This window comes from Actinomycetota bacterium, assembly GCA_040754375.1.
Classification (GTDB): domain Bacteria; phylum Actinomycetota; class Acidimicrobiia; order Acidimicrobiales; family AC-14; genus JBFMCT01.
The window spans coordinates 1-16,398 of sequence record JBFMCT010000014.1; the positions used below are offsets into that span (position 1 = coordinate 1).

The window sequence follows — 16,398 nt, forward strand, 5'->3', positions numbered from 1 at the left end:
GCCCGGAGGCCGAGGGCGCGTCGTGTGACATGTGCACACTTTCGCGACCACCCCGCGCGACTCCTGCTTACAACGGTGAATTCTTCAGAGATCCGTGTCAGGCCGCCCGCTGACCTGAACACTTACGGGTCAGCGTACGTGCAGGTTAGAGTCCACCGGGTGAGCGGGTCGGTTTCCACGGCGGGCGAGTTGGCGTTCATCGACAGCCAGGCGCTTCAGCGTTTCCGCGCCTCTGTTCTCGACAGCGCCTATGTGTCGCTAGGTAGCCGTCGAACATCGTCGCCCCATGAGTTCTATCGCTATCCGGCGCGATTCAGCCCACCGTTTGCTCGCGCCGCGATCGAAGCATTCACTGAGCGGGGGCAGCTTGTTATCGATCCCTTTGTTGGCGGTGGGACCACATTGGTGGAAGCTCGCCTACTTGGGCGGCCGGCTGTCGGTTCGGACCTCAATCCTCTTGCGGCCTTTGTCTCCTCTGTCAAGGCGACACCGATGACGAGGACAGAGCTGACAGAGGTTGAACAATGGGCTCAGTCCCTTAACGTCCTGTGTCCGCTATTCACGAGACCGCCAGGGCTCGAGGAGTGGGCCTCAAACGGGTACCTCCGTAACGTTGAGGACGACGAGCTTCTGCCAGTACGCCTCCGCCTCGCCCAAGCCCTAGAAACGCTGGATCTCATTGAACGGCCACGAGCATCCGACCTAGCGCGTTGCGCCATCCTGAGAACCGGCCAGTGGGCCCTGGACATGAGAAGCGATGTGCCTTCGCCGGATTCCCTTCTCGAGTCGTTATGCGCCGTCACGGAGGCGATGATCGAAGCGGCGGGCCGCTACGCCTCAGACGTACGACGAGCTGACGCGACCTATCGCCTCGATGGGGTCCAAAGGCGGACGCGCGTACTTACGCAGCGGCTTCCGGGCTTGGGCGGCCGCCTTCGAGACAAGATTCCTTCACCCCGCCTCATACTCACGTCGCCGCCCTACCCGGGTGTGTACGTGAACTACCATCGCTGGAAGGTTCGAGGACGGCGCGAAACGCCGGCACCATATTGGTTGGCGGCTCAACGCGACGGGAATGGGTTGGCCTACTACACAATGGCCAGCCGATCTGACCGCTCGTTGGGGACCTACTTTCAGCAGCTAGCAGCCTCCTTCGCGGATTTGGCCCCACTATGCAGTCCTGACACGGTGGTGGTGCAGATGGTGGGGTTCCACGATCCCGTTGGCGATCTGCCCCGCTTTCTGGATGCCATGGAACGGGCGGGCTTCTGCGAACGTCGGCTGGACGCTCTGTCGACCGACGCCGACGGCCGTCTTTGGCGCAAGGTTCCCAACCGGCGCTGGTGGGCAACCACTTCTCCGACCTATCAGACGGCGCGGGAGGTCGTGCTCATACATGGTTTGAAGTCTTGCGGATGAGCAGTCCTATGGCGGCGTGACCGAGAGCGTGCCCACAAACTCGACCAGCGGCAGCAGAACCGGCGCAAGGGCGCGGGTCGTCATAGTCACCAGGCTCTCAAGATCTGGCTGATTGTCCGCTTGCGCCTGCCGGCGCTGGCCTTCGACCTGCTGTATCAGAGCAAGGCCGACCAGGACTAGGGCGCACCTGAAACGCTCACGGGTCAGCTCAGCGTCAGCCGGCTGCGCCTTCTGGGCGCGTAGCAGAGAGTCGTTGTCAACGTTGTAGAAGAAGTCGTAACCGCCACCGCCCTTACCTGCGCCGGATCGCCGCCGGATGAGCAATGCCGATTGGTCATCGAAGCCGAAGTCACCCCACTTGGCCCGCGGGACCGGCAGAACCTCAGGGAGCGCCAGCCCGCCTTCGGCGGGTTTATCACCTTGACCACTGTTGGCTCGCCGAGTCTTCCCGCTCGGGCCGGACGGCCTGTCCGTGCGTGGTACGACTTCAACCCGAAGGCGGTTGGAGAAGGGCTCCTCTCGTAGGGGGTCAATGACCTCAAAGTCAAACGTCAGGATGTCTCCGGTTCGCACGCCGGCGGGGAGTTCGCCGACCCATCGAGCGAGACCTGACGACAGATGCAGGGAGGCCGCCGATACCGCCGTCGACTGAGCTCCCCGAGTCAGCGTCACGCTCATGCTGCCACGATCGCCAGCCCGCCAGAAGTAGTCGTCCTGAGCATCCGTCACGAAGCTAACCCGCAGCTCCCGGCCAACCTCTACCTGGCGCTTCAGCTCCTCACCGGCTTGGTGCTTGGCGAAGTGGAAGAAGGTCGGGAACCGCTTGCCATTGAACCGCTTCGCTTGGCGCTTCTGTCCCGTTCCTGGCTTCGGAAAAGGCGAGGGCAGGCGAGCACCGCCGAGGAGAACCTTGGCGAGATCCGGAGCCGCCTTGAGAACGCGGTCGAGGAGGTCTGCCAGAGCTTGATTGTCCTCGGTGCGGTCGCGAATAGCCTCCTCACGCCGTCGGATCGCCAGCTGCTGCAGCTGCTCATTGCGCTTTAGAAACCCTTCCACCGTTCGCTCAAGCTGCTTCCACAGACCTGTATCGCGGTTGCGGTCGCGAGAGTTCATAAATAGATCGGCACGGGCGATCTCGTCGAGACCTGAGCAGTCGACTGTTACAAGTAGATCGTCTCGGAGGTAGTCCAAGTCGACGGCTTGACGATGGAAGAAGTCGTTACTGACCATCGTGTGCGTCTGACCGTTGACGGTATAGAGCACGCCCGCACCCTGAGCGTATTCATGAAGAAAGCCGTCGCGCTTCTTTTGATCCGGGCGACGCTTGAATGCGAAGACCTTGATGACAATATCGGTCCCACCAAGCTGTAAGACGCCACCGATCGGCTTGAACTCCAAATAGTCCTCGTTCTTCTCTTGCTCAAGCCTGGTGGCCGTGCCCCTCGCCGGGGTGAAGTAGCTGCCACCCTCCGCGCCGCCGAACTTTCGGCGACACTCAAAAACTCCAATGGGCAGTGCTAGCTCGGGAATGTAGGTCTCGATCCGCTGCCGCAACCCGCGCCGAGTAAACACAATATTCGACCTCGGGCTGAAATCGTACTCATACAACTTGATCAGCGACCCGTGCGGGATGTGCCTATAGTACGCGTCACGAACCTGTTTGGATGCCTCCGGTAGAAGCGGCATTGTGTCCGCAGCGAAGGAAAGAACACTGCCGTGTCGTGGGCGGTCAGAGGCACCTAGTGGCGCGAGATAGGTACAGACCGGGTTACGAGCGCCGGTTGCCTCGCGTCGAGTCAGAGTGAAGCTCCATTCAGCGTCACGCTTCGTCGCGGCAGGACCAAGGAGCCGAGGGTTCCGACGCGTCACGACCAGTTGGATCTTGTGGGTGCCGCAGAAGTAGAGGGCGCCCGTGCCGCCCATGTTGAATTTGCCCTGCACGAACGGAATGTCGACCTTGTTTCGCTTATGCAGTGACATGAACGTGTCGGGGACCATGTCAGGGGTCTGACCTTCGCCCTCGTCAGCGATGCTCAGGCTTGGCACCGAGCCAGTTCCGGTGGCTGCGAGTGTGAGCCGCCTCGCCTGAGCCTTAATCTGATCGTCAAGCCAGTTAGCTATTCGGCCGACGTGGTCCGCATTGGGGTTCTGCGCTTGTTCGAAGAAGCGGGCGACTGCTTCACGCATCGTAGCGGGCGCATCCGACCCCTTCGGATCGACCCCAGCCTCCAAACAGCCGTTCAGGAGCAGCGCATCGATCGAATTGATGAACTTTTCGGCTAGAGCGGCAACGGCTGCGCTCTGCTGGTTGCCGATAGTGGCCCAGTTGGATTCGTCGTCGCCAATGCAGCGCCAGACTGCTGGGCTATCCCAGTAGCCGTGATCTTGGAGGATTGAGATGACCTCGGCTTCGGTGTCTGCCCGCATTAGTGCCAGGCACAGCTCCTTCGCGCCGCCGGCCGCCGTCGCCGCCTTGCGACTCACGCGCTGGCACCGTTCAGGCGTGTTCTGCCGAGATCTGTGATCTCCCACATCCCACGCGGTGCGTCCTTCGCCATCACACCCTCCTTGATCAACTTGAGCCGGACGAACTGCGTGCGGCTCCTCCACCGGATGTCTCCGGAATTCAGCGCTTCCCAGTCGGTCGGGGTAAAGCGCTCCGACAACCGTCGGCCGATTTCTTCCACAACCTCGCTAGCCGGTGCTCGACCGCCGCACTCAACGAGATAGCTCAGTATGGGGAACTCATACTCCGACTCGGGCAGTAGCGACCCCCGAGCCGCACGCGGTGCCTTCGGAGCCGTCCTGCTCGAGCCACTTGGCTTGACGCGCCGACCCGGTGAACGATGACCGCCAGACGGACCCTTGGCGGTCGGTGGCTTCGGCGCTTGAAGAGCACCGTGATCCCTGAGCGCGGTTGGCCTCGGGACTGCAGCACCGTTGAGGTTAAGAACTCGGCGAAGTACTGAGTTGACATCGTCGACGAGCGGCTCGGCGAGCGCCTGCAGCGCTTCGAACACGTCGTCGTCCACCGGCGGGAGCGTGCGGGGCACGATTGCAACCTTCCTTACTAGACCTGTCTCTGATGAGGGGAAGGCTAGTAAACCACCTTGCAATCTAGTTTGCAAGGAGGTACGGCGACGCGAGGGCGGGCGCTGCATCTCCTCCGCCGTCGCCATCACCCTGATAGCAGTACCAGACGGCTCGCCTCGTCGCCATGGGCCGATCGACCTGTTGAAGCATCGAAGTGGTTCGCACCACGACAGGAACCGCGCTAGCTGGGTTTCGGCAACCTGCGGCGTGCTGACGACATGGAACTCTCTCGGGAAGCCGTCGGTGTCGGTTCAGGGCGGGCTCCCTTGCCGACTGCCGCCCGGGAGGCGCCACCGTTGTGGGTGGGTACCATCGGGGTGCCGGCGGCGACGCTCTTCCGCTGCCCCGCCGCCCGGAGCCTGGAACTCGTGTCGTCAAAGGCCAGCGAATCCACGAAGCGTGCCAGTCGGGCAGCATCCGCCGTGGTCAGGTCGACGGGAAGGCTGAGCTGCGCCACCACCCCTGGCCGCAAGGGGAAGGGGTAGGTCAACACGCCGGCCTCTGTCGGCTGGCTGCCGTTCACTGCCACCGCTACCTCGCTTTCGTCGGTGATCGGATCCCGCTTGGCCGGGACCAGGATCTGCACAGGCAGCCGAGTGACGCCGTGGGCATCGGCCGTGGTTCCGTTTCTCCCTGCGGTCGGAATCTCGGGGATCGTCACGGCCGTCTCAGGGGTCGGAGCGTTGCTCGTCTCGGCGTAGGTTCGGAACAGTTCCAGCATTCCGGTCAGTTGCTCCTGGAAGTGCTCACGGCCGGTCGGGGTCACTTCGCCCCGCCTGGTCCGTACCAGCTCGTCCAGCATCCAGTCGACGTCCTGGTCGAACACGTTCTCGTCTCGCCAGCGGTTGCCGAGCACGAGAGGCAGGACCTCCATGCAGACGACCTTGTAGTTGGCCCCGGTGTTGGGGCGGACTACCCCGCGCTGCATGGCGAAGTCGATAAAGGCCACCAAGCCCGCCCCGGTCGGGGGAAACGTCCCTTGTTCACGATCCTTCACCGCCACCCCCTGCCTTGCCAGGCCCACACCGGGCCACATGTTACCCCGATTCGGTCGACCCGGAGTAGGAGAACCCCTCAGATGGGCCAATGGCCGGGACAGGCAAGGGACCAACGCCCCTTCAGCGAGAGTTCGGGGTACGGGTCCGCCGTTACCGCCAGGCCCTTGGCCTATCTCAAGAAGCTCTTGCTCATCGTGCTGGTATCAACCGCACCTACATCGGCAGCCTTGAAAGCGGTCAGCGCAACATCTCGCTTGATAACCTCTGCAAACTGGCGAAAGCGCTGGAGGTTGATGCAGGGGAATTGGTGCGGGGATTGCAATTGCTCCATGGTCGGGATTAGCAAGCTATCGAAACGGCAGCCTAAGCAACCCGAGTTCTCATGCTCAGTTTACTTCTCACATCTTCTCTGCCATACTAAGCACAAGTATAATTGTGTAACATCTTTTGATTGATACTCTTATTGCATTGGCTTTGCTGATCGGATTAGCTGCGCAGCTTATTGCCGCGGTGGTCATCAGCCTTAGACAAGGCGCGACGGTCCGATACTGGCGTGTGCTTGGCGTGTGCTTGGCGCTTGCTACCCTCGGGTTCCTAAATGCCGGGATGGAGCCGTTCTGGGGAGTAATAGTACAGTTCCTGGTTAGCGCTTTTGCCATCCTCGTGCTCGCTACCGTCGGCAGTCTTGCGCTCTTCGTGGACTACCAGAAGAGTGTGAAACGAAAGCGAACTGTTGCGACATCAGATCGACCTTAGAACGGCTCGAGTCATTGCCTCTTGTCCGGGACGACTTGGGTGGAAGCTAAGACGAGAATAGTAGAGCCGTGATAGGTCGAACTGAAGCCCAATAATCCACGGATCATCTGTGCAGACCCCTCGATCGCCGAAAGCTGTCCACACGTCGGCTAGGACTATGTCTATTCCGGCGGCGCGAGCCAGGTCCACTTGTGACTGGATCACACGATTCAACCTCTGACCCCACGCATTCATCCACTGCTGCTCTTCAATGGTCCAGCCAGGGCCTAATGGCAGCAGGGATACAACCCTGCACGTTGACTGAGGATTGCGCGGAAACAGGGATGGATAGTTGAGCACCACGATTCGTGCGTTCGGTGCCCGCCGAGCTATTTCCTTATAGGAGTCAAGTAGGCTAGGAGTCGCCGGGGCGCAGACACCCAAAGCGAGGAACATCCCATCGGTACAGTCTTGCGCGTGACCTGTGATGAGCCAGATGAGGTGCTTTGCTACCAGCCCGTTCAGTTCGGGATCGATGGAACAGTTACCACTCTCCGCGCACTTAGCCAACGCATAGCCAAATCCAAGATCGTTGCCACCCATCGACAAAGTGACAAGTGCCGTGCTCGAATCGAGGTGGCTTAGCTGTGGTCCTTCTCCTGAGTTCGCTGCGAAGTTGGGTTTGGACAGATCCTGAAGGATGGCTCCGGAGCAGGCGGCGTGCACAAGCCTGAGTGATCGAGTGACGGCAATCTCATAGGGATAGGCGGCGAATGAGCGGTGGCACATATTGGAATCTGTATCTGATCCTCTGATGAAAGGGGGGTTGCCCTCCCCGGCCGAGTATGAATCCCCAAGCGCCACATAGGAGACGCGAGCAGAAGTCGTCGGCGTGGTCGAGGATGTAGTGCTCGTGCTCGTCGTCGTACTGCTCGTGCTAGTCGAACTCGTGCTAGACGACGTTGATGTCGATGCGGCGGTCGTCGTCGTTGTCCCTGGATCGACTACCACATTCGGCCCTCTGACCAAGACGTCCACCGACGAGGGGTCGTCACCAGCGACCAAGTTGGATGCAGCCGTCTGGAAGGTGACCGACCGCCCATCACCTGACATCGCAAACGATCCCTGCAGGTGTCCGGTTTCGCGGTTGCCCGGTTGGCCGTCGGTGCCGATCGTCACCAGCTGAATGCTCGATGCTGTCCGGTCGAAGCTGTAGAGCTGCCGGCTGGCGAACGACCCAGCCTCGGGGGTCAGGGGCGTGAAAGACGAGAATGCGATCTGGTTGCCATTGGCAGAGATCGCTGGGTCGAACGGATCGATCACCAGACTGCCGTTGTTTCGCAACACCGACAGCGAGCCGGTCGGGGAGCCGTAGGCCAACAGGGCTGCGCTGGCAGCGGCCACAAACGTGATGGCCGTCCCGTCAATCGACAACTCCGCCAGGCTGCCGCTGGTCACTCGTGTTTCGGGATCGACCTGGAAGTCCGACAACAGCGTCACTGCACCCGACAGGCGATTGAGCAGGAACACGTCACCGGCTCCAGGAGAGGGGTCAGTCGGGTCCGTTGCCAGGTTCGTGGCGCTTGAGGTGAATGCCAAGAGGGTGCCGTCCCCCGAGATGCTGACGTCGGAGCTGTCACCACTCCCAGGTTCGCCGGTCGTCGGGGACTTCGATGCCAGCGTCAGGCTCCCGGTCACCATGTCCTTGACGTAGACCTGCAGCCCTGACGTCGTCAGGCCGGAAACGAGATTGGTTGCATCGGAGTGGAAGGCCACGTAGCGGCCATCGGCCGATACGGCCGGCTGGAAGCTGGTTCCGTTCGGCTGAGTCCCGTCGGCGCGGATGGACACCCTGGCTGTGACACCCGTTGCGATGTCGCGCAGGAACACGTCGGGCACTCCGTTGCTGTCACCGCTCACGAGGTTGGTCGCAGTCGACGCGAACGCCGCGTAGCGCCCGTCCGGCGACAGGCTGACGGAATAGCTCTGCCCGTTGGCCGCCACCCCTCCCGAGGACTGGCTGACCAACACGAGATCACCTGTCAGTCGGTCCTTCCGCCAGACCGGACTGACGGCGCTCGACTGCCCGAATGCCACATACCGGCCGTCCTGGGAGATGTCCGGACCGACCGCAGGCGTGATCTTGGAACCATCGGCTGCCGTCGAAGCCAGCTGGGTCACTCCCGGGAACACTGCGGCACTTGCGGCCTCGCCGGTGATGAGTTGTACGCCGGCAACCACGACGGCCAACGCCGCCCACGCCGATATGCCTCGGCGACTTCGGTTCACTCCCGCCTCCCGTCCTCCCCACCGGCCCCCGCCGACGTTGCTCCGGTGTCCTAGGGCCGACTATGTAACTTGTCAAGCGGGAGAGGGGGAGGGGTGGCGGACAGGCGGGCCCAACGGGCGGAGAAGACCAGGGAGTCCATGCTGGAGGCCGGGCTGGCCATCCTTCACGACGAACCTACCGACCGGCTGTTCGAGCGCCTTCAGGCTCAGGCCATCTGCGCCCGGGCCGGCGTCACCACCGGCAGCTTCTACCATCACTTCGACGGTCAGGATGGCTTCGTCACCGCCCTGCTCGAGTACACCCTGGCCAAGGACCAGAACCCGCCCTTTGCCGAGGCGGTCCGGGCCTTCGAGGAACAGCTGACCGCCGGGGCCTCCTTCCTCTCGGCGCTCACAGCCAGTTGCACTCACCTGATGGAGTGGCAAGAGACCAACCCCACCTTTGCCCTCCAGCTGGTCGTGACCGCCAAGAGCCATCGAGACACTGCATTGGCCAAGCGCCTTGATCGGATGTACCGGCTGGTTGAGGAGGAGATGGCCACCTACTTCGATGCCATCCTCACCCTGCTCGGCCGGGAGATGCGCCCGCCGTTCGGCATCACCGACCTGACCGGCACCATCATGGCGGTGTTCGAGGGCCTGTCCCTCCGACGCACTGTCAGCTCGTCAGCCATGCCGCCCGGACGGTTAGCGACGGTCGTGATCCCCACCATCTTGGTCATGACCCGGGTGGTGGGTGAGGCCGAGCCTGCCAGCGAGTGGCTGAAACAGAACGCACCGCGGTGGGTGGAGGGGCCGACACCGGTCACGTGACGGGGTGCCGGGCAACTTCGATCAGTTCCCTCACACCAGCAAAGTCCGCACTTGACAAACCGGAGCGTAGGCCCAGATCGAGTTCTACACTCCTTGTGGGACGATCAGCTGGGCAAGGAAAGGAGGGTAAGTAGCAGGCTCGTACCGTCCACCGGTGAAAAGGAATCTTATGAAGCGTATCCTTCACCACCATCTTGAACTGACGCAGTGCACGACGACCTCGTCGCCGTCGCTGTTCGGTTCCCAACGGTAGCCGCCGCGCTATTCGGACAACAATACGTCGATGAGCATTATGAACGTGGAAGTAGGGAGCATCGGTTTTACTCCGCGTTCAGCATCCTCATTGATCGGCATAAGAGCGCATGGTGGACCCACTACCGTACAAACGTATTGCCGGTAATGTTCCCAGATGCACGATTGCCCAGCTCAGATAGTCGCAAAGACATGGAGGAGATACTGCGAGAAATTCTGGACGAACTGGACTAGTTCCGCCAACGGACAACGGACTGATCGTTGATGCTTCACTCCCCAACGATCCGCATGTGAGCTTCTAAGCTCACCGCTCAAGAGGTAAAGCGAGTCTGCCGCAAGCCCGCAGACATGAAAGGCCCCGGGGTCAATTCCCGGGGCCATTTTCTTCGCCCTTCTCCCGCTCCAGCTTGTTGAAGACGTCCTCCATGCCCTGCAAATGGGCCTCCCACAGCTTCGGATCGCTCTGCAGAGCAGCGAGTATCTTCTCCCACTCTCCCTTGGGCTGCCGCATGCCCGTCACGCGCTTGGAGTTGGCTGCTTCCAGTAGCGACTGCCATGTTCCCCGTAGCGGCTCCAGGGTGGCTGGGTCGATCTCCAGACTCTGGTCTATCAGCTCGCCCTCTACAACTCGCAGGGCTTCCTGCCATACCTCTGATCCCACAATCTCGGGCACCAGACGCCAGGCTTCCAGACTCGTCACGAGTCCATTCACGCCGTGTAGCCGCGGCGGCGATTCGGCCGACACTAGAGCTTCGACGTCTTGCCCTACAAAGACGTGCAAATAGACGGCATCATCGGAAATGGGCGGATCCCAATGGAACCAGATACTGAATTGGATCGGAGAATCGTAGTGGGCGACTGCTGGGTCGCCCACTACGTATGACGGGGTGTACTCAAACTCGACTCGCAATGCGACGCCTCCTGCCCCCAACCTCTCGCCAACCTTTGGAAAGAGGTACGGAGCAGGGAGTAGTCGGAGTCCTGCCATTACCACAACTATCCCCGAAACCGCGCTGTTTGTAAAGACCGTTCTCGGATCAACCTTCTTGTTGACAGATCGCCTTAATCCGGCCGGTCGTGTGCTGTCATGGCACCGACATCGTCCCCGACGAAGGGAGCAATATCAAAAATGACAGCAAGGAATCGTCATCAGTTCGGCCCTCGACGCAGACACTGCCAGCAGTGGAGAGAGCGCGTGCGGTGTGTGGCCTGCCGACACCAGTTCGTCGAGGTGTGGGACACAGTCCGCTGTCCGGCCTGCGGACGGGAGGACTACTAACCATGCGCTACGACCTGACTCCCTACGGCAGCAGTGGCCCAACCCGCCTGCCCAAGCCCGTCCAGCAAGCACTCGCCCAGCAGGACCATCAGGCCCTTGCCGTGGCGGGCCGTATCCGGAACGAAGCCAACCTGGCCAAGCTCGGCGTGTTCGAAGTCGCCAGCCTGGCCCAGTTGGAAGGCGAGCTGATCCGCCAAACTCCCTGGGCCGAGCGGCACCTGGAGTACATCGTCGCCGTCACCGCCTCCGTCATCGCCGGCGAGATCGGCCGCTACGGCTTCCGGGTGTAGGTCATGGCGGGACTCATCGTCGTCTTCGGCCTTCTCGGCGTGGGCTTCTTCGGCGGCGTCGGCTTCATCCTGCAGTTCATCTACGGCACCGACCCGGTTCCCCACTGGCGCGTCGTCTTGGGTGACCTGCGGTTCCTGGGTTCCGTTCGCCGTATTCATGCCGCCACCCAGTCGGCCCGCGAAGCCATGCTCAGGGCGACCGGCCGGGCGGAGTGGTGGCTGTGAGGGGAGGACTCCGCCCGCTCGTTCACCCCGGCACCTTCGCTCATCAGATCGACATCGAGGGGACCCGCGCCGAGCGTCAGCGCCTGCGTGACGAGCTGCAACAGCGCCAGGCGTTGTTCGATCGCCTGCGCGAGGGGCTCGTCCCCACCGTCGACGACACGAAGGAGCCCGACCCGAGCGTGGTCGTCATCCCTGTCACGTTCGCGTAGGGGCCGCCGTGGTCGCCCGCCTCTACCTCTTCATGGCCACATTGCTGTTACTGGCCGTCACCGTCCGCCTGTCGGTCTGGCTGATCGCCCCGGCCGTGCCGTATCTCATCATCGGTTTCACCGGTACCGGCACCTATTTGCTGCTTCGGGCCAGCCGGCGCCTGTAGGAAGTTCCAAGAAATCGTCGTTCGGCGGTACACGCGGATTCGGCACTTTGACTCATGTCGTGGATTCCAGTCCACGGTACAACGACCTTAGGGGTGCCTGTTGCTGGCCGAGTCGACTTCGTACGGCTGCCAGCGTGGAGCGAAATCAACGAACGAAAGGAGGGGTGAATACACATGGCTAAAGAGATCGAAGTTAAAGCCGTCTATCACGACGATTTGTCGAGCCGGGTCCGCCTATACATTCTGGCCCTCCTCGAACTTGCCCGCCAGCTTGAGGCTGAGGACGAGCCGTATTCGGATTCCGACGACTCCTCCACCGGTCCGGCTGACGAGGTCCGGGAAGGCGGTGACAGCGAGCACGGAGGCCGGGCGTGATGGCCGAGCTCGTCGCTCTCCTGTCGTCAGCCGTCTTCCTGGGCGCCAGCCTGCTCCTGGTTCGCTGGATGGAGCAGAAGCGCCTGCGGGCGGACATGGTCGCGTACCGGGTGCAGTACCCGGAGGGTCTTGATGTCGCAGCCGTCATCGCTTTCCTTTCCGGACTGGGCGGCCTCTTGCGCCCTTGGCGCGTTCGGCTGTTCGTCCGGCCGGTCGTCACCTTCGAGGTCACGGCCAAGTCGGCGGCCATCACCCACCACCTCATCGTCCCCCGCTCCCTGGCCGACCAAGTGCTGGGGCAGTTGCGCGCTGCCGTGCCGGGTGCGGTGGCCTGGCTCGACGCCGAACATCGCCCGGCTCGCCCTGACCTGGCCGGCGAACTGGTGCTGTCGTCGCTCTTGCAACCTCTCAAGACCGATCAGCCGTCGGCCGCCAGTGCCGCCATCCTGGCCAGCCTGGTTCCGCTGCAGGCCGGCGAGTCGGTGGTGATGCAGTGGATCTTGACGCCGGCCCCGCCGACCGGACCATCGTCGTCGACCACCTCGACCAAGCCGTCCAACTTGTTCTTGAAGGCGGTCAGCCCGGTACGTCCCCCGGTCACCGCCCGAGAGGCTCGGGAGAAGGCAGCCGGATCCCGGTTCTGGGCCGTCGGACGCATTGGTGCGGTGGCCTCGCCAGCGCGGGCTCACTCGCTCCTACGTCAGCTCACCGGCTCGTTCCATTCAACCAGCGCCCCGGGCGTTCACTTCCGCCGCCGCCGTCTTCCATCGGCTGAGTTCGCTCGCCGCATGGTCGCCGGGGCCGTACCACTGGCCTCCTGGCCCTGCCTATTGACCGCCCGGGAGGCTGCCATCGTTGTCGGCTTCCCACTCGGGAGCCCCAACGTGGCCGGCCTGGAGCTCATTGACCGGCCGCCGCTGCCGCCCTCGAGCCTCATCCCGGCCGAGGGCCGCGTCATCGCCCAGGGGAACTACCCCGGCAAAGAGCGGCCGTTGGCCCAAGATCTGGAAGCCGTCCTCCGCCACACCCTGGTGCTCGGCCCCACCGGTACCGGCAAGTCCTACGCCGCGGCCGGCATGATCCTGCGTGACATCACCGCCCCCGATCGCCGGGCCGTCATCGTCATCGACGCCAAGACCGACTTGGTCGACCTGGTGCTCGACCGCGTACCGGCGGACCGGGCCGAGGACGTCGCCGTCCTCGATCCCACCAGTGACCGGCCCCTCGGCCTTGATCCGCTGGCCCATGCCACCAGTCATCCCGAGCTGGTGGCTGACCAGACGTTCGGCATCCTCAAGCGTCTCTGGGAGCTGAAGGCTGCACCCCGGACCTTGGACCTGTTGCACGCCGCTCTCCTGACGCTGGCCCACACCCCTGGTTCGGTCCTGCCGGATCTCGCTCCCTTGCTGCTGGACTCCGGCTACCGCCGCCGCCTGGTCGGCCCCCTGATGGGCGACTTGGCCCTCGGTCCGTTCTGGGCGGGCTACCAGGGCATGTCCGAGACCGAGTGGGCACAGGTGGTCGCACCCCTCATGACGCGCCTGCGCCAGTTCCTGCTCCGCCCCACTCTCCGGGCTGTCATCGGGCAGTCCCGGCCCCGCCTGACCGTCACCGACGTCATGGCCGGCGGTCAGGTGTTGCTCGTCCCGCTGGCCGCCGGTCGGCTTGGCCAGGAAGCGGCCAGCTTGCTCGGAGCGCTGCTGGTGGCCGACCTCTGGATCACCACCCAAGCCCGCGCTGTGTTGCCGGCAACTGCGCGGCCGCCGGTCAGCGTCTTCATCGACGAGTGGCAGACCATCATCCATCTGCCCACCCCGCTCGAGGAGGTCCTGGCCCAGAGCCGCGGCTACCGGGTCGGCTACACCCTGATCAACCAGCACCTCAGCCAGCTGCCTCCCGGCTTGCGTGAGGCCGTCCTGGCCAACGCCCGCAGCAAGGTGTCATTCGCCCTGCCGCCGGCTGATGCCGCCGTCATGGCGCGGTCGTACGGCGAGCCCGTCCGAGCCCGGGACTTGGAGCGACTCCGACGCTACGAGGTCATGCTGCGGCTGGTCGCTGGCTCCACCTTGGCGCCGCCCACCACCGGGTTCACCTTGTCCCTGCCGGCGGCTACCGGTCACGGCTCTGCCATCCGTGATCGGTCAGCCACCCGCTACGGCCGTCATCAGGATGAAGTTGAAGTTGATCTGCGTGCTCGGCAGACGGGTCCCGGCCCTGGCCCACTGGGCAAACGGAGGCGGTCATGAGGGCCGCGACCATTCCGGTCGCTATTCCGGTCGCGTCGAGTCGCCGGTGTCGTTTTGGCAGCTCAGGAGTAGCGGACTCGCCCACAAGTCCAACGACTGTCCTGCGCCTGCGAGGTTCCCTATGACTCGCCGGCGCATGACCCTCGGCCGCCTCCAGGGATTGGCCCAGGACCTGAGCCAGCGGGACCTGGACATCATCGCCACCTTGGCGCGTGTTCGGGTGGCGACCTTCCGCCAACTCGAGCGACTGCACTTCGCCGGCCATCCGCCGGACTCGGCCGCCCGGCTGTGCCGCCGCACCCTGGCCCGCCTGGTCGAAGAACGCCAAGTACTGGCTCGGCTCGACCGGCGCATCGGCGGGGTTCGGGCCGGATCAGAAGGTTTCGTCTACGCCCTCGACACGGCTGGCCAGCGGCTGGCTGGTGCCAGGGGACCGGCCGGTGGGCCTCGTCCCCGACGGCCGTGGACGCCGTCGGTCCGCTTCATCGATCACGTCTTGGCGGTGTCGGAGATCTACACCTGTCTCCGCGAGCTCGACCGTGGCCCGGGCGTTGACCTCATCCAGTTCCAGGCTGAGCCTGCGGCCTGGCGGCGGTTCCTCGGGCCGGGTGGGGGCGTGGCCGTGCTCAAACCGGACGCCTACGTCGTCCTGGGTCTGGGCGACTACGAGCACCACTACTTCATCGAGGTCGACCGGGCGACCGAATCACCGGCCGCCGTCGGTCGCCAGCTCACCGCCTACCGCCACTACTGGGCTACTGGAACGGAGCAGGGGAGGATCGGCCTCTTCCCGATCGTCGTCATCGCCGTACCGGACGCTCGGCGACATCAGGCCATCACCGAGGTCGCCGCCCGTCAGCCCGCCGAGACCTGGTCGATCTTCCGCGTGGTGATCGCCGAGGGGCTGGTCGACCTGGTGACGGGGGACTCGTCATGACGGCCTTGGATCGCAACCTCATCATGGTGGGTGACGCCGCTGGGCAGCTGCGCCGACTGCCACCAGCGTCCATCGACTGCGTCATCACCTCTCCGCCCTACTTCCAGCTGCGCAACTACGGAGTCGCCGGACAGATCGGCCTTGAGCCGACCGTCGGGCAGTGGGTGTACGAGCTCCGGGCCGTCTTCAGGGAAGTGGCCAGGGTGCTGAAAGACACCGGCAGCCTCTGGCTCAACCTGGGCGACAGCTACTCCCGCGGCCACTGCTTCGGTGCCGCGCCCAAGAGCTTGCTTCTGGCCCCGGAACGGTTGCTGCTGGCGTTGGCGGCGGATGGCTGGATCGTGCGCAACAAGGCCATCTGGGCGAAGTCGAACCCCATGCCCAGCTCGGTCACCGACCGGCTCAACACCACCTACGACGTCGTCTACTTCCTGGTGCGCTCCCGCCACTACTTCTTCGACCTCGATGCCATCCGGGAGCCGCACCGCTCCAAGGGCAACCGCTCGGCACGGACGCCCTCGTCGTCACCGCCGGCCTGGGCCGGGCCGCTGGCCGGGACCCAGGGCGGTCTGGCCCGCTCGCGAGCCGATGGTCTGCCCGGCCACCGGTTGGGGAAGAACCCGGGCGATGTCTGGCGGCTGCCCGCCTCCAGCTACCGGGGCGCCCACTTCGCCACCTTTCCGGAGATCCTGGTTGAACGGCCGCTTTTGGCAACCTGCCCCGAGCGGGTCTGTACCGGCTGTGGAGAGGGTTGGCAACGGGCCGCCGGCGAAGTCGTCCGGCTCGGGGCACCGGCAGCCTCCGGTCGCGATCCGTACGTCCGCCGCTACCCCAGCCGCTGGCAAACAGTGCGTGCCCTCGGCCGGTTGGTCGCCTGCTCCTGTGGTCGGCCCGCCCTGCCCGGCGTCGTGCTGGATCCGTTCTTCGGCAGCGGCACGGTCGGTGTGGTGGCCGAGCGGCTCGGGCGCGACTGGATCGGCATCGAGCTGAACCCTGAGTACGCCGAGCTGGCCTGGGCCCGGCTCAGCCGTTGCGCTCGGGAACGCGATGAGGCGGCGGCGTGATGAGGCA

Annotated in this window: 16 protein-coding genes and 1 pseudogene; 12 read left to right on the forward strand and 5 right to left on the reverse strand. The window is 63.8% G+C overall.

The features are described from left to right. Positions 1 to 252: 252 nt before the first annotated feature. Both AB1673_07940 and AB1673_07945 read left to right on the forward strand, forming a co-directional pair. Positions 253 to 444 (forward strand): annotated as a pseudogene (locus AB1673_07940) (DNA methyltransferase). A gap of 744 nt (positions 445 to 1,188) precedes the next feature. Continuing rightward, positions 1,189 to 1,419, forward strand: coding sequence for a hypothetical protein (locus AB1673_07945; protein MEW6153903.1), 231 nt, complete (start codon positions 1,189 to 1,191; stop codon positions 1,417 to 1,419). A gap of 6 nt (positions 1,420 to 1,425) precedes the next feature. On the opposite strand, the gene AB1673_07950 is transcribed toward AB1673_07945, so the two are convergent. The 3 genes from AB1673_07950 to AB1673_07960 form a co-directional block, all read right to left on the reverse strand. Further along, complete coding sequence (locus AB1673_07950) at positions 1,426 to 3,903, reverse strand: hypothetical protein (GenBank protein MEW6153904.1); 2,478 nt, start codon at positions 3,901 to 3,903, stop codon at positions 1,426 to 1,428. Continuing rightward, positions 3,900 to 4,451 (reverse strand): winged helix-turn-helix domain-containing protein, encoded by a 552-nt coding sequence (locus AB1673_07955; protein ID MEW6153905.1) that lies wholly within the window; start codon positions 4,449 to 4,451, stop codon positions 3,900 to 3,902. The genes AB1673_07950 and AB1673_07955 overlap by 4 nt, the downstream gene beginning before the upstream one ends. A 242-nt stretch (positions 4,452 to 4,693) precedes the next feature. Continuing rightward, positions 4,694 to 5,509 (reverse strand): hypothetical protein, encoded by an 816-nt coding sequence (locus AB1673_07960; protein MEW6153906.1) that lies wholly within the window; start codon positions 5,507 to 5,509, stop codon positions 4,694 to 4,696. Between the two features lie 89 nt (positions 5,510 to 5,598). On the opposite strand from AB1673_07960, the gene AB1673_07965 reads away from it, so the two are divergent. Continuing rightward, positions 5,599 to 5,853, forward strand: coding sequence for a helix-turn-helix transcriptional regulator (locus AB1673_07965; GenBank protein ID MEW6153907.1), 255 nt, complete (start codon positions 5,599 to 5,601; stop codon positions 5,851 to 5,853). 398 nt (positions 5,854 to 6,251) lie between these two features. On the opposite strand, the gene AB1673_07970 is transcribed toward AB1673_07965, so the two are convergent. Next, entirely contained in the window at positions 6,252 to 8,486 is a 2,235-nt protein-coding gene (locus AB1673_07970) for a GDSL-type esterase/lipase family protein (GenBank protein MEW6153908.1), read from the reverse strand. A gap of 141 nt (positions 8,487 to 8,627) precedes the next feature. Here AB1673_07970 and AB1673_07975 point away from each other — a divergent pair, with 141 nt between their 5' ends. Beyond that, positions 8,628 to 9,347: a TetR/AcrR family transcriptional regulator gene (locus AB1673_07975; GenBank protein MEW6153909.1), complete on the forward strand. Its 720-nt coding sequence runs from the start codon at positions 8,628 to 8,630 to the stop codon at positions 9,345 to 9,347. A gap of 616 nt (positions 9,348 to 9,963) precedes the next feature. Here AB1673_07975 and AB1673_07980 read toward each other — a convergent pair. Beyond that, positions 9,964 to 10,509 (reverse strand): hypothetical protein, encoded by a 546-nt coding sequence (locus AB1673_07980; GenBank protein MEW6153910.1) that lies wholly within the window; start codon positions 10,507 to 10,509, stop codon positions 9,964 to 9,966. Between the two features lie 371 nt (positions 10,510 to 10,880). Here AB1673_07980 and AB1673_07985 point away from each other — a divergent pair, with 371 nt between their 5' ends. The 8 genes from AB1673_07985 to AB1673_08020 all read left to right on the forward strand — a co-directional run bounded on the left by AB1673_07985 (position 10,881) and on the right by AB1673_08020 (position 16,391). Further along, complete coding sequence (locus AB1673_07985) at positions 10,881 to 11,168, forward strand: hypothetical protein (protein MEW6153911.1); 288 nt, start codon at positions 10,881 to 10,883, stop codon at positions 11,166 to 11,168. A gap of 3 nt (positions 11,169 to 11,171) precedes the next feature. Next, on the forward strand, positions 11,172 to 11,393 hold the full coding sequence (locus AB1673_07990; protein MEW6153912.1) for a hypothetical protein: 222 nt from the start codon (positions 11,172 to 11,174) through the stop codon (positions 11,391 to 11,393). Next, the gene (locus tag AB1673_07995) at positions 11,390 to 11,602 is read left to right on the forward strand and encodes a hypothetical protein (GenBank protein ID MEW6153913.1); all 213 of its coding nucleotides are present in this window, start codon (positions 11,390 to 11,392) and stop codon (positions 11,600 to 11,602) included. The genes AB1673_07990 and AB1673_07995 overlap by 4 nt, the downstream gene beginning before the upstream one ends. 8 nt (positions 11,603 to 11,610) lie before the next feature. Further along, a complete protein-coding gene (locus AB1673_08000; protein MEW6153914.1) occupies positions 11,611 to 11,769 on the forward strand; it encodes a hypothetical protein in 159 nt (52 codons plus the stop codon). Between the two features lie 174 nt (positions 11,770 to 11,943). Further along, positions 11,944 to 12,144, forward strand: coding sequence for a hypothetical protein (locus AB1673_08005; GenBank protein MEW6153915.1), 201 nt, complete (start codon positions 11,944 to 11,946; stop codon positions 12,142 to 12,144). Continuing rightward, on the forward strand, positions 12,144 to 14,390 hold the full coding sequence (locus tag AB1673_08010) for a DUF87 domain-containing protein (protein MEW6153916.1): 2,247 nt from the start codon (positions 12,144 to 12,146) through the stop codon (positions 14,388 to 14,390). The genes AB1673_08005 and AB1673_08010 overlap by 1 nt, the downstream gene beginning before the upstream one ends. A gap of 136 nt (positions 14,391 to 14,526) precedes the next feature. Further along, positions 14,527 to 15,327 (forward strand): replication-relaxation family protein, encoded by an 801-nt coding sequence (locus tag AB1673_08015; protein ID MEW6153917.1) that lies wholly within the window; start codon positions 14,527 to 14,529, stop codon positions 15,325 to 15,327. After that, positions 15,324 to 16,391, forward strand: coding sequence for a site-specific DNA-methyltransferase (locus AB1673_08020; GenBank protein ID MEW6153918.1), 1,068 nt, complete (start codon positions 15,324 to 15,326; stop codon positions 16,389 to 16,391). Before AB1673_08015 ends, AB1673_08020 begins: the two co-directional genes overlap by 4 nt. Positions 16,392 to 16,398 lie beyond the last annotated feature (7 nt).